10 protein-coding genes are annotated in these 14,084 nt (G+C 44.7%); 4 read left to right on the forward strand and 6 right to left on the reverse strand.

The features are described 5' to 3' along the window. Positions 1 to 150: 150 nt before the first annotated feature. The 4 genes from MUCPA_RS27460 to MUCPA_RS27475 all read right to left on the reverse strand — a co-directional run bounded on the left by MUCPA_RS27460 (position 151) and on the right by MUCPA_RS27475 (position 5,009). A complete protein-coding gene (locus tag MUCPA_RS27460; RefSeq protein WP_008510925.1) occupies positions 151 to 1,542 on the reverse strand; it encodes an MBL fold metallo-hydrolase in 1,392 nt (463 codons plus the stop codon). Positions 1,543 to 1,825: 283 nt separating this feature from the next. After that, positions 1,826 to 3,658: an ABC transporter ATP-binding protein gene (locus tag MUCPA_RS27465; RefSeq protein WP_008510927.1), complete on the reverse strand. Its 1,833-nt coding sequence runs from the start codon at positions 3,656 to 3,658 to the stop codon at positions 1,826 to 1,828. Positions 3,659 to 3,699: 41 nt separating this feature from the next. After that, positions 3,700 to 4,218 carry a hypothetical protein gene (locus MUCPA_RS27470; RefSeq protein WP_008510928.1) on the reverse strand — a complete coding sequence of 173 codons (519 nt, stop codon included), beginning with the start codon at positions 4,216 to 4,218 and terminating at the stop codon, positions 3,700 to 3,702. Positions 4,219 to 4,232: 14 nt separating this feature from the next. After that, positions 4,233 to 5,009 carry an SAM hydrolase/SAM-dependent halogenase family protein gene (locus MUCPA_RS27475; RefSeq protein WP_008510930.1) on the reverse strand — a complete coding sequence of 259 codons (777 nt, stop codon included), beginning with the start codon at positions 5,007 to 5,009 and terminating at the stop codon, positions 4,233 to 4,235. Between the two features lie 101 nt (positions 5,010 to 5,110). Here MUCPA_RS27475 and MUCPA_RS27480 point away from each other — a divergent pair, with 101 nt between their 5' ends. Further along, positions 5,111 to 6,070, forward strand: coding sequence for a PhoH family protein (locus tag MUCPA_RS27480; RefSeq protein ID WP_008510931.1), 960 nt, complete (start codon positions 5,111 to 5,113; stop codon positions 6,068 to 6,070). 90 nt (positions 6,071 to 6,160) lie between these two features. Continuing rightward, positions 6,161 to 7,105: a phosphoribosylaminoimidazolesuccinocarboxamide synthase gene (locus tag MUCPA_RS27485; RefSeq protein WP_008510932.1), complete on the forward strand. Its 945-nt coding sequence runs from the start codon at positions 6,161 to 6,163 to the stop codon at positions 7,103 to 7,105. A 272-nt stretch (positions 7,106 to 7,377) separates the two neighbouring features. Here MUCPA_RS27485 and MUCPA_RS27490 read toward each other — a convergent pair whose 3' ends face one another. After that, positions 7,378 to 9,837 (reverse strand): DUF5686 and carboxypeptidase regulatory-like domain-containing protein, encoded by a 2,460-nt coding sequence (locus tag MUCPA_RS27490; protein WP_008510933.1) that lies wholly within the window; start codon positions 9,835 to 9,837, stop codon positions 7,378 to 7,380. A 543-nt stretch (positions 9,838 to 10,380) separates the two neighbouring features. On the opposite strand from MUCPA_RS27490, the gene MUCPA_RS27495 reads away from it, so the two are divergent. Continuing rightward, a complete protein-coding gene (locus MUCPA_RS27495; protein WP_008510934.1) occupies positions 10,381 to 10,881 on the forward strand; it encodes a 2'-5' RNA ligase family protein in 501 nt (166 codons plus the stop codon). Between the two features lie 188 nt (positions 10,882 to 11,069). Beyond that, positions 11,070 to 12,332 carry a tetratricopeptide repeat protein gene (locus MUCPA_RS27500; RefSeq protein ID WP_008510935.1) on the forward strand — a complete coding sequence of 421 codons (1,263 nt, stop codon included), beginning with the start codon at positions 11,070 to 11,072 and terminating at the stop codon, positions 12,330 to 12,332. Between the two features lie 110 nt (positions 12,333 to 12,442). Here MUCPA_RS27500 and MUCPA_RS27505 read toward each other — a convergent pair whose 3' ends face one another. Next, positions 12,443 to 13,453 carry an SDR family oxidoreductase gene (locus tag MUCPA_RS27505; RefSeq protein ID WP_008510936.1) on the reverse strand — a complete coding sequence of 337 codons (1,011 nt, stop codon included), beginning with the start codon at positions 13,451 to 13,453 and terminating at the stop codon, positions 12,443 to 12,445. Positions 13,454 to 14,084: the final 631 nt, after the last annotated feature.

Consider the following 14,084-nt stretch of genomic DNA (forward strand, 5'->3'; position numbering starts at 1 on the left):
TCGGTTTTAGTTTTAAGGCTCGAATTAAATGTTCTTCAATAGCATTATCCTGCAAGGGGACCTAACTATATGGCCATAAAATTATACAAGGCCGGTTGAAAAACTCAGCCATCTGTTTGTGCCTTAGATTAATCTTACTTACACTTTACATCAGAACTCGTAAGCCAATCCCTTTTCGGCAATAGTTACTTTATAACCATCTTGTTCCAACGTATCAGCCATGGCCTGCATACTCACAGTTTCACCGTGTACCAAAAAAACGTTTTTAAGTTGTTGGCTGTTTTGTTGCTTAACGGTATTGACCAGGTCATCATGATCGCCGTGGGCGCTAAACAGGTCTGTCTTTTTAATAGTGGCATAAACTGCCAGGTCGCGGTCTTTAATATGTACAATAGGGTCGCCACGCAGTAGCCGGTGGCCCAATGTGCCTTTGGCGCAGTACCCGATGAACAGAATGGTGCAATAGTAATTTTGGATGTTATTGTACAGGTGATCCTGGATACGGCCACCTTCCAGCATGCCAGCTGATGAGATGATAATGCAAGGCTCAAAATAGTTAGATACCTGGCGGCTATCCTTTAAATTTTCAACGTAAGTCAGGTTCTCAAATTCAAATTCGTCACCCAGCTTGTGGTAAAAATCCTGGGCGTCCTCATTCAGTAGGCCATGGTGTTTTCTGAAGATGCCTGTTGCTATGCTGGCCATGGGGCTATCCACAAAAACTTTGATGGGGGGGAGCAGACCTTTGCTGAATATTTTATTTAACGAGAACACCAAAGCCTGGGTACGGCCAATGCTAAAAGCCGGTATAATCAACCTTCCCGATTCTTTAACGCAAGCCCTGTCAATTACCTCTACCAGGGTTTCGTCGATGGTTTTGTCTTTGGTATGATACCTCCCGCCGTAGGTTGATTCGCAAACCAGGTAATCAACCGGTGGCAATGGCTCCGGGTCGTTCAGTACGGGGTAATTTTTGCGGCCCAGGTCGCCTGTAAAGGCTATTGTTTTTTCTGTGCCATTATCGTCTATCGTTAAAACGGCTGCTGCAGCGCCCAATAAGTGCCCTACGGGTATAAAGGTTAGCTCAATATCACCATTGATGCGGAAGGGGCGGTTAAAACCGATGGTAATAAAACGGTCAACAGTATCCATCACGTGCTTTTGCAAGTACAGTGGTTGTCTGCCCTGTCCGGGGCGTTTACGGTTATGCTTACGCGAAGTTTGTTCCTTGCGCATAAATATGCTCACGGAATCAAGCAGCAGTATTTCTGTTAAATCTGCAGTAGGAGGGGTACATAAAATTTGCCCGTTAAAGCCCATCCGCACCAGCGTAGGTAAATTTCCCGAATGGTCGATATGGGCATGGGTTAAAATCACAACGTCAATTTCGCCGGGGTTAAACGGGAAATTTTCGTTTAGCATCACATGGTGGTCGCGCTCGCAATCTAATCCGCAATCAACTAATATTTTATATTGGCCCACTTCCAGCAAATGCATGCTCCCGGTAACCTGTTGGGCCGCGCCGTGTATAGTTAATTTCATTGTTCTCTTTCCGGTTCACGCTTCATCCATCAATTGATGATATGGCGGAACCTGTATATTTTGTTTCTATAAAAAATAGGACACTAAGCCTATTACGGGCAAATATCCATTTTGTTTGATCCCGGATGCAGCCGCACCAAACTACAGCGCCGTAAACGCTGAGTTAATCGATAATTGACCTTACCTATGGACCATTCACTATGGACTATTGGCTATCGACCATGGACCATCGACTATGGACTATTCACCATGGACTATCGACCATGGACCATGGACTTCACCTCTACGAAACCTCAAACTGCAAGCCGCTCAAGTAACGGTACAAGCCCTGTTCGTTCTTCAATAATTCTTCGTGGTTGCCGCTTTCAATGATCAGTCCTTTTTCCAGCACGATGATCTGATCGGCCTCGCGGATGGTTGATAAACGGTGGGCGATGATAATCGAAGTCCGGTTCTTCATCAGCTCTTCCAAGGCTTCCTGCACCAGGCGTTCCGATTCGGAATCCAGCGACGAGGTGGCCTCATCTAAAATTAAAATAGAAGGATTTTTTAAAAGCGCCCTGGCTATGGCAATACGTTGGCGTTGCCCGCCAGAAAGTTTTACGCCGCGTTCGCCTACAATAGTTTCATAACCATCCGGGAAACCTGTAATAAAATCATGCGCATTGGCACGTTTACCGGCCTGTATAATCTCTTCTTCGGTAGCGCTTAGCTTTCCGTAGGCAATATTCTCACGGATGGTGCCACCAAACAGCATCACGTCCTGCGGTACGATGGCCACCTGGTTACGGATATCTGTTAACGAATATTCCGAAGCTGCTTTTCCGTCAAATAATAATTCCCCGCTTTGCGGATGATAAAATTGTAAAATCAATGCCGCCATAGTTGATTTTCCCGATCCGCTTGGGCCAACAATCGCCACTTTTTGACCCGCAACCGCGTTAAATGAAATCCCCTTAAGCACCTCGATTTCTGGACGGGAAGGGTAGTAAAACCTAACGTTATTAAAAGAAAGGTTACCTTCAATTTTTTCGGTCACGATATTGTCGGTTTCATGGATGTCGATAGGCTCACCCTGGTCATTCAAAATCTCAACAACGCGCTCGCTTGATCCAACCGCTTTCTGGATGTTGGCATACTGTTCGGGTAAACTACCTAACGAAGCTGAAACTAAGATGGCGTATAATACAAATTGAGTAAGCTCGCCAACCTTTAAACTGCCGGATTGTACCAGCAAAGCACCATACCAAATTACGCCAACGATTACTCCGAATAAACAAAATACGATAAACGATGCAAATAATCCCCTGAATTTGGCACCTTTAACGGCCAGTTTAGCCACCTGCCTTACGCTTTTATCATACCTTCCCGCTTCAAAAGCTTCGTTAACAAACGCTTTTACGCTGGCTATGCCTTGCAGGGTTTCTTCAACAATGGTATTTGATTCGGCAAGTTGATCCTGTGCCTGGCGGGAGAGCGTGCGAATGAACCGGCCAAAAAATATGGCACAGGGGATAATGATGGGTAAAATAATGAGTAAGATGAGTGCAAGCCTGCCGGACACGATAGCCATCATGGCAATTCCGCCCACCATCAGGATTACTTGCCTGATAATTTCAGCAAAAGTAGTGGTGAGCACATCCTGAATCTGCGACAGATCGGCAGAAATGCGGCTGTTCAGTTCTCCCACCCGGCGGTTGGAAAAGAAATTCATCGGGAGGGTAATCAGCTTAAAATAAGTATCGCGCCTAATGTCGGCCAGTGCATTCTCGGCAATTTGCACAAACCAGGTTACCCTGAAAAACGAAACGAAGGCCTGTATAAATAAAATTACAAAAGCAATTAAGCCTATGGTGTTTAAATTGGGCGGTAAAACGCCCTGCTTAATATCCCCCTTAGCGGCGTCAATCAGTCCGCCTAACAATTTAGGGAAGGCCAGCCCTGTTATGCTTGATAGCAGCAGGAATAGCATAGCGCCTGCAAACTTAAAGCGATAAGGTTTAACGTAACTAAGCAGTTTGCCTAAGTTTTGCAAGCTTTGCTTGTTCAGTTTAGCTTTAGGCAAGTCTGCCGCCTGGGTATTGCCACTATTTAATTGTCCTCGTCCTCTGGCCATTCAATGTTTTCAAAAATGTATAATCTACAAATTTAATTTAATTAACCGACGCGGCTTTTATTTCTGCTGAAAAACAGAAAAATTGACGTGGCAATGAGCAGCAAGATAACAATAATATAAATCGTTTTGGTTTTACGATACTCATCATCGCGTAAGTTTTGCTCTTGCTTTAATTTATCGTTCTGCTGCCGCAATTTATTGATGGTAACCATGTAATTCGTCACACGGTCTTCTGACTCGTGCGATTGGGCAACAACCTGGGTTGCCTGGAAGGTTTTATAATCCAGCAAATTTTTAATTTCTTTAAATATATTCTCGTCGGTATGGGCAATGTCCATCAGGATCTCGCCCGAGCGGCGAATATCTTTTTTGGTCTGCCAGCCAAAAATACCTGTTTTGGTATTCAGGCTTTGCGAGTACTGGCTAAATTTTTGGCTGCGCTGATCAAGCAGGCTGTTTATTTTTTTACGCTGTAACTGGTAAGCCAGCGAGTCGGGGTTAATGGCATGCGCAGCCGAAACGGATGCCGCCATCAACAGACACAATAAAAATGTTTTCATAGTTTAATTGCGGGTTATTGGAAATCGATAATCACGCTGTCGCCCAGGTTTAAGCCCAGCAAGCCACTCGCGTTGCCTTTATTAATGGCAATTTCCAGGTGATCGCTTATGCCAAACATGCAAAGCTTTTCGCCCTCGGGTACTTCGTTATAATGCCAGCTCAGGTGATTGATCGTTTCGTTCCGTTTAAAGTATAGTACAAACCGGCGGCCTTTTTGTTCGCTGTTAAAAAACTCTTTGGTGATGTTGGTGATCACATTCTGAAATGAATCGATATAGATAACGCTGCCCTTGATTACATTTTTTTCAACCACTGGTTGCAGGTTCATCTTTTTCTCCAGCGTGTTGATGGGTAATCCTATTTGCTGTAGCGAGCCGCCTTGCGCCAGGTGGCAGGCAGCTTTTACAAAAATATCGGCTAAGGGGAAATGCAAAAACTTTAAATCCTGCATAATGTTAATCTCTACTAATTCCTCGGCTTCCCGGTCAAACATCAGCGAAAAAATGCCGTTATCGGCACCAACAAAGTAATGATTGCGATAGCGGATGGCCAGGTATTTGGTATAAGCATTATACACGGTATCGATACCGATAAGGTGTACGGTATCGTCAGGAAAGTAGTGGAAACTGTTCTTTAAAATAAAAGCAGCCTGTTGTGTGTTAAATGCGGCAACAGAATGTGTTATATCAACAATAGTTACTGTTGGAATTAACTTTAATATACTACCTTTAAGCACGGCCTGATAAATGTCTTTATCGCCCAGGTCAGTAGTTAAAGTTATAATTGCCATTAATTTTTTTAAATATTATTGCTAACCTTGTAAACGCATTAGCGGGTACAAATATTCAATTTTTAATTCAATAAAAAACTCCAAACTAAAAAATACATCGCTTGAACGAACTTAAATTAACTATTGAGCACATCAACCCCGCCGTGTTATGGGGGCCTAATAACGATCATTTTGAGATCATTAAAAAACAATATCCAAAATTAAAAATTGTTGCCAGGGGTAACGAAATTAAAGTACTGGGTGATGAAAATGAGCTAACCGCTTTTGAAGAAAAGCTGAGTAAGCTGATACAGCATGTAGAAAAATACGAAACCCTTGATACCAATGAGCTGGGGCGGATACTGGGATCAAAGATCCAGGACAGGCCTGCCAGCGATGCTCCGGCAGATAAATCTACCACAGGAGAGGTTATCGTATTTGGGCCGAACGGCATTATGGTTAAGGCGCGAACAGCCAACCAGCGCCGCATGGTAGATACCATTGAAAAAAACGACATCCTTTTTGCGATAGGGCCTGCTGGTACCGGTAAAACGTATACTGCAGTGGCGTTGGCTGTAAGAGCGCTTAAAAACAAGGAAATTAAGCGTATTATACTTACCCGCCCGGCGGTTGAAGCAGGGGAGAACCTGGGCTTTTTACCGGGCGACCTGAAGGAAAAGATAGATCCGTACCTGCGCCCATTGTACGATGCGCTGGATGATATGATACCTGCCGATAAGCTTAAATTGTACCTGGAAAACCGGACAATTGAAATTGCGCCCCTGGCATTTATGCGCGGTCGTACGCTGGATAATTGCTTTGTGATATTGGATGAGGCCCAAAACGCCACCGATATGCAGTTAAAAATGTTTTTAACCCGTATGGGCCCATCGGCTAAATTTATTGTTACCGGTGATGTTACCCAGATAGATTTGCCTAAAAAGCAACAGTCGGGTTTACATACGGCATTGCGTATTTTAACCGACATTAAGGGTATCGATATTATTTACCTTACCGGCGAGGATGTGGTACGCCACAAACTGGTGAGGAAGATTTTAGAAGCCTACGGGGATATACAGTAAATAGTTATTGGGTTATTAGTTATTGAGTTATAGTACTGCAATTACCCATTAACACAATAACCTAATAACACATTAACCTAATAATCAAAAATGAATTCGATAAAAGAAACACACTTTAATTTACCTGGCCAAACCAATTATTACAAGGGTAAGGTTAGGGATGTTTATACTATCAGCAATAAATACCTGGCTATGGTAGTTACCGACCGCATCTCGGCGTTTGATGTTGTTTTACCGGAGCCTATCCCTTACAAAGGGCAGGTGCTGAATCAAATTGCTGCTAAATTTTTATCAGCCACGGCTGATATTGTTCCTAACTGGGTATTGTCTGTACCCGACCCTAATGTAACCATCGGTCGCATTTGCGAACCCTTTAAGGTTGAAATGGTAATTCGCGGTTATTTAGCGGGGCACGCCGCGCGCGAGTATAAAGTTGGCAGGCGGGCTGTTTGCGGTGTTACCCTGGCCGAAGGCTTAAAGGAGAATGATAAACTGGCCGAGCCCATTATTACACCAACTACCAAGGCCTCTGTGGGGCACGATGAGGATATTTCGAGAGAGGACATATTGGCCAAAGGAATAGTATCCGAAAGCGATTACATTCAACTGGAGGCCTATACACGCGCGTTATTTCAGCGTGGAACGGAGATGGCGGCAAAGCAAGGACTGATATTGGTGGATACCAAGTATGAATTTGGCAATGTTGACGGCCAGATCTACCTGATTGATGAGATCCACACGCCCGATTCGTCCCGTTATTTTTATAAAGAAGGTTACGAAGAACGCCAGAAAAATGGCGAACCGCAAAAGCAGCTATCAAAAGAGTTTGTACGCCAATGGCTGATTGAGAACGGCTTCCAGGGCAAAGACGGTCAACAGGTGCCTGTAATGGATGCCGATAAGGTAAACTCCATTTCGGAACGTTATATAGAGCTATACGAGCAGATCATCGGTGAGAAATTTGTAAAACCTGCTGATGGGAATGTTTTGGAACGGGTAGAGCGGAATATTAAAGAAGCGTTGTTGGATTTGTAAGATTGACCTGTAATGTTAGCAGGTGAGCCTATACGGAGATAACCTTGTATAGATCAAGATTGCCCGGCCCGGCTAATTCAAAGTAATTCGCAGACTTTACGCTTGCAAAAGATTTCTCCTCATACCTTGTTCGAAATGACATTTTTTAGGGTGATGAATTTTCCTAATAAGTTGCCGGTGCCCTCACCGGCAACTTATACAAGCTCTGCAAAAGGGTTGCCGATGTGACAACGGCACATCTTTTGAAGCAATCCCTTCCGCGCAGGGTTTGGCTACCTTATCCCAATCCCTATCCGCAAACCATTGCTTACCTTATTTCCATCCATATACGATACGCCATACATCACCCTGAAAGCCAGGTATTGCAGGCCGAAGCCCAGTTCAACATAATTTCTGAGGTTGGGCGTGGCCAGGTAGTTTACATCAACAATTTCCTGGAGTTTTAACTTCCTGATCAGCGGGAGCTTATTGGTAATAAAGCCCGAAAAGTTATGTTCCAGGTGGCCTTCCAGGTACTCGCTGCCGGTGCTGTATTTATAATAGTCGAGCAGTAAAAATTTGTTGGCGCCCGGCTCGTATACAATGAGCGAATTGCCTGAGAAATGTTTATAGTCGGTATAAAACAATTGGCTGGCATTTAAAAATTTACCTGCCGCTACGTAAAACGATGTTTTGCCGTAAAGCCCCAAAGGCATATCCGCCTTGGCTACATCAACCGACAAAAAATCATAATCCACATCCGAGCCGAAGATGTTTTTGATGCCTTTGGTATACGTTAGCCCCACGGTAGGATACGGAGAGGGGAGGTATAGCCGGCCCGAAGGATAGGTTTCGTACTGGTTACTAAAATCGTAAGTAGTGCGCAGTCCAATTTTAAATGCGCGGCTGTCGGCAAAAAGCGCATCGTTGGTATTGGGCGATAGTGGGTTGTTAGAGGTAAACTGCCGGTCGTTTTTATAAAAAAACGAATAGTTAGCTGTATTATTAAGCCAGTTGCGGTTAGCCACCTCGGTTGAAAAACTGGCCAACCAGCCGCCGGTTATCCTCCGCGAAAGCGAAACATTGGCAAATTGCTTATCGTAAAACTTCTGGTAGTTTTGGCGCTCCAGTAAACTAAACAGGGTATTTACCGGCCCGCTAAAAGCGTGTTGGTTGTTCATGTCCAATACATCAGTACCCGCGTTAAAACCTAAGGTAAACTCATCCAGCGGCAGGGTGCCGTTTACGCTGCCATGCACCATTTTATTTGAAAATCCGTAGCGCAGCTTTGCGCCAAGGCGCAGATAACGGTTATTTACACTGTCAATCTGTTTGCTGTACGATGCACCATAATCCAGCGCGAAACCTTCAACGGTATTATACAATACGGATGATGCCAGGGAACTGAAGTGATAATATTCTTTTTCAAACCGGTTGCGGTAATTATAACCGCTGCCCCAAAGCAGTTTGCCGGGTTTAAAGCGGTTATTAATCCGGTCGAGCGAATCCAGGTAGGGTTTTGATTGCCGTTTAAGCGCCAGCGCTTCTTTTTTATGGTAGTCGGTAGTTTCTTCGTTGGTTAATGGTACCGGCCGGGCCTTATCCCAGTATAGCGAATCTTTTTTGTTCACCTCTTTGGTAATGCGCAGCACCTCGGCAAATTCTTTTTTATTGATCACCGGGTTTAAATCGTAGTTTTTGTTGACGGATATAAAATATCCGCCGAAGCGGAAACCAAAAATACCGCCTGTAAAATCAAACCGCACCGAGGCAGGCATCCATACGTTTTTGCTCACCGGGAAAAACTGCTGATTAATTTTCAGGGTATCCACAAAGTTGATATTAGCCTTTTTAGTCATGTAAAGGTCGAGCCCGTAAATGCGCCAGCTATCTTCCATAATATAAATAACGCCTTCAAAGGCCGGGTCGTAACCGCGGCGGGGCGTAACGCGGATCTTGTTAATCAGCTCGCCATTCTCAAGCGTGGTGCCTAATAGCTGGTATTTATAATAAAACAAGGCATTATCGGCAATGGGCGATATAAAGGGCCGGTTGCTTAAATCGCCCCAATCTTGCAGGTTTTCGTAAAAATTAACTTTCAAGTCTGATGCGCGGTTAAAACTAAAGGCGTTATTGCGGCCCGATACTTTGGACGAGATCATCTCCTCGTGTACGCGGTTGGGCTGCATAAAGGTGAATTTAGACTGCGATTCCGAGAGGTAGATAATCCCCCTCCGGTTAGAGTCGAGGCCGTTTTCGCGTGCCATCTTTTCAATATCGGCACCCATAAACTTTTTGGGGGCAGCCAGTAGCTTTTGGAGGCCCTTAATATAAACCTCGCAGCTATAGGCGCTTACCTGGTTAAGGTATGTTTTACGCTTTTTGATGGCCTTACGGATGATGGCATACGCCGGATCTTCGCCTCCGGCACGGATCACCACATCCTTTAACTGGTACGATTCGGCCGCTAAGCTTACGTTAATAACCTGGTTAGCCTTCAGGTCGATATTGCGGCTCTCCTGCCTGAAACCAACGGCCCTGAACAAAACCTGGTAGCTGCCAACCGGTAACTGGAGCTGATATTTGCCCTCGCTGTTGGCCGAAGTGCCTTTAGTAGTATTTTTAATGTAGATGGTTGCAAAGGGTACCGGTTTGCTGTTTTGATCGGTAATGGTGCCGCTGATTATTGCCGATTGCGAAAAACTTTGAAGACTAATAAAAAAAAAGATAGCAAGGAATGAAATAATCTTCATGAAGTTTAGTTTAATTGAAAGATTGAATATACTCAATAATTAATTGGCAGGTGTTAAAATCTGTTAATTGTGAGACTGGGAAAAAGTGTATTTGTTACAATTATCGGAGCTTTTTTTATTGATTTAAGTTATTGACAATCAACAAGATAAGAAGATAACATTACTAACAAAAAAGTCGGATTATTTGGCAGAAAAATTAAAAAATTTGCTGACTGATTTTGAAAAGTGTTAATGATATGTTAAATTCGTTATCGAAATGGCAGCGAAGTGCTATTCTAATTGAAAGTTTTATCTGTATATGACAAAAATATTACAAATAAAAATTTGCAGATTAAATTAATAGTGTTAATTTTACACCATCAAATCAGCAGAGGTGCTGATTTCTTTAAAAAGTCTTCTCATAATTTAGGTTTATAATTGGTTAGTAAAGGCCCCCTGCCCATCAGGGGGCTTTGCTGTTTTAAGGCTTTTTGTAAATTGGATTATTCACCGGAAATTAGCGGCCTTATGATTTTAAATAAAATCAAACACCAGTAAAAAGGCATGCCCAGAAAACAACTCACTTTATTTATCCGCGATAACAGCGTTATTGAGCAATTGCGCAAACGTTTTAACCCGGTACAATTCAGTTTGATTGCCGCGCATGTTACCTTATGCCGGGAGGACGAGATCGCAGACCTGGAAAAAGTAAAAAGGAATCTGGAAAAAGTCCGGCTCAATTACCCCGTAAAAATGTTTTTTGACAAGCCCCTGCGTTTTGAAGCAGGCAAAGGCGTACTTCTTCCTGTTAAGGGAGACCATTTGCAATTTGATGCGCTCCGCGGCATGGCGCTACAAGGCCTTGTAGCCACCCCGAGAATCTATCAGCCCCACATCACGCTGATGCATCCCCGCAACTCAACCTGTACCGATGAAATATTTGAGGAGATAGCGCGGCATACCCTGCCCCTCGAATTTAGCTTCGACCGTGTGAGCCTGATTGAGGAGATGGCCGATGGGAAATGGATTACGTTAGATAGCTATTGTTTAGTGAAGGGTGCTTAATTTATATTTCATAGTCTTATACTTTATCTGTTAAGGCACACGCCACAGGTGTGCGCCAGCGAAAATTATAAAAGAGTAGCGCAAAGACGCTAAGAAACAAGAGATAAACTTTGCGCCTTAGCGTCTTTGCGTGCAAAGCCCCTTTATCCCGTCGCCTCTTTTATTTAAATAATTTTCTATTTTCGGGTATGTTAAAACTCAGATACCTATCACTCCTGTTGTTATTTGGCACAAGCACTTTTGCGCAAAACAACCCCAAAAGAAAAGCCGACAGTCTATATCAGGCAAAAAACTATCCTGCAGCCGGCCGTTATTATTTGCTTGCTGCCAATGTTGGAGAATTTAAAGCTTCAAAACGGAACGAATATTACAATGCCGCCTGCTGTTACGCCTTAAGCGGAAAAGCCGACAGCGCCATAGCTTTGCTAAACAAAGCGATTGAAAATGGCTACAAAGACGGGGCGAACCTCAAGGTAGATGCCGATTTAACTTTGCTGCATACCCGCCCCGAATGGGCCCCATTACTTGCCCGGGTTGAAAAAATGAAGACCGGTACAAATGATCCGCTGAAAGTGAAACTGGTTACAACCGACATCAAAAATTTTTGGAGGGCATACGATTTGGCGCAGAAGGACACGGCGCACCGCATAGCCATTTATAAAAAGTATTACGTAGATGCAGGTACCGCAGGCCTGCAGGATTATTTTGCCCTGAAGGTAGGAAGCGTGAAAAACTTTGTTGACACCCATGATGGTAAACCAAAATTTTATGCAGCCATCCGCAAAAATACGCTGATGGTGGATGAGCAAAAGCCAGAAATGATAGCCAGCTTTGTGAAACTGAAACAACTGTACCCGGCTGCAAATTTTCCGGATGTTTATTTTGTGATGGGCGCCTTTACATCAGGCGGCACATCTACCGATAACGGTTTGCTGATCGGTTTAGACCAGAGTGTACGTACGCCCGATATACCGATAGGTGAGCTCACGCTTTGGCAAAATAACAATTTTGGAAAGCTATCCGGCCTGCCGGGGATGATAGCGCACGAATTGATCCATTTTAACCAGGGTGGCCTGAAGCGGGATACATCCCTTTTATGCGGTGTATTGGTAGAAGGTATGGCCGATTTTATTGGCGAACTGATTTCGGGACATAGCATTAACGAGCGTTTGCAGGTTTGGGCCAAGGGCAAAGAGCAACGCGTATGGGCTGATTTTGAAAAGGAAATGTACCTGAAACGCAATTATAACTGGATAGCCAACTCCAACCAGGAAACTGCCGATAAACCCGCTGATTTAGGCTACTGGGTAGGCTACCAGATTTGCAAAGCTTATTACGATAAAAGCACCGACAAAGCGAAAGCCATTAATGATATGCTGAATATTAAAGATTGTAAAGCATTTTACGAAGAAAGCGGCGCACACAATCTGTTTAAAAACGCAGCAAATTGATGGGGTAAACCTTTTTGACAAATAACTGCTGCCAGCAAAAACGGCTTCGTCAATATTGATGAAGCCGTTTCTTTTTTTAGCCCTGCCTGGAGGATTTTAAGAGGGTGGCCCTACGGCTGCCCTGCACCGCCCGATGAACCATAAACCTGCCCGGTGGCGTAGCTGGCATCGCTGGCGGCTAATTGTACATAAATTGAAGCCAGTTCTGCGGGTTGGCCCGGCCTGCCCAGCGGCGTTTGGCCGCCAAAGTTTTTTAGTTTTTCCTGACTGGCGCCACCGCTTACTTGTAGCGGCGTCCAGATTGGGCCAGGGGCTACGCCGTTAACACGGATGCCTTTAGGGCCCAGTTGCTTGGCCAGCGATTTTACGTAATTCATGGTAGCGGCCTTGGTTTGGGCGTAGTCGTACAGGTCGGGCGTAGGGTCATAAGCCTGTTCGGATGTGGTGCCTATAATTACCGAGCCGGGTTGCAAATGTGGCAAGGCGGCTTTGATAATCCAGAAGGGCGCATAAATATTGGTTTTCATGGTCCAGTCGAACTGCTCGGTAGAGATATCCAGTATGGATTGGTGCGACTGCTGCCGCCCGGCATTATTCACCACAATATCAAGCCCGCCCAGTCCGCTCACGGCTTCGGCTACCAGTCTTACGCAAAAAGCTTCGTCGCGCAAATCTCCGGGAATGGCAATGGCTTTGCGGCCTTCCGCGTTTATCAGTGCAATTACCTCGCGGGCATCCGGTTCTTCGGTAGGATAATAGTTAATGGCCACATCGGCCCCTTCGCGGGCGTAGGCTATGGCAGCCGCACGGCCCATTCCCGAGTCGCCCCCGGTAATCAAAGCCTTGCGACCTGCTAAACGGCCAGAACCCTTATAGCTTTTCTCGCCATGGTCCGGCCGTGGGTCCATTTTACTTGCCAGGCCGGGCCAGGGTTGTGACTGGCCGTTAAACGGAGGCTTAGGATATTTGGTAGTAGGATCCTGCAGGCCGGATGCTGGCGTGTTTTCAGCTTTTGGGGGCGCTACCGATGCTCCTAAAGCAGGCGCCACAGCAACGGCTGCCAGGGTAGTGCCAATGCCGCCGATAACCTGGCGGCGGGTAATTTTATCTTGTTCGTTCATAGCGGTAAAATGTTGTTAGTAGTTTGTTGTCATAAAGAACAAGTCATTTTACGATATGTTTTTAATTATAAATTAATTTAATTAAGGTCTTTCTAAACAGCATAGCGCCCATGCAAACCCCAAAAGTCCCCTCTAAACCGCGTAGCGCTCATGCACACCAAAAAGCAAACCAAAGTGCATAATCTCCCGCGGTTGGGGAGCCTTCCCTTTTTTAAAGCCCTCACTACCGGGCTACCGTGTACCCACATCTTTTGGGTATCATTAAAAATACTCCGGAGGAGTAAAAGCTCGGTAGAAATGATCAATCACAAAACGTTTCGTGCCGCAGGTACGATACATATCCGCCGTGTGATGCGCTGTTTTTTTGAAGTGCGGTTATAAAAAAGCGAAGAAGTTGCGTACCTAACGGCACGCAAAATCCATTTCACCAATATGCTACCAAGCTTTCACCCCGATGGGGTTTTACTTAAAAAGATATGGGTACACGGTAGCCTACGGGGAGGGTTTCGGTGGGCCTATGGCCTTTCCCATACTAAAACCGAACATCCCCCTGTTCGTTTTCGATACAATACAGCTACTGTAATTTATTATAAAATACTGATAATGAATTTATTATTATTTTGGCACAGAT

This window comes from Mucilaginibacter paludis DSM 18603 (assembly GCF_000166195.2).
GTDB classification, from domain to species: domain Bacteria; phylum Bacteroidota; class Bacteroidia; order Sphingobacteriales; family Sphingobacteriaceae; genus Mucilaginibacter; species Mucilaginibacter paludis.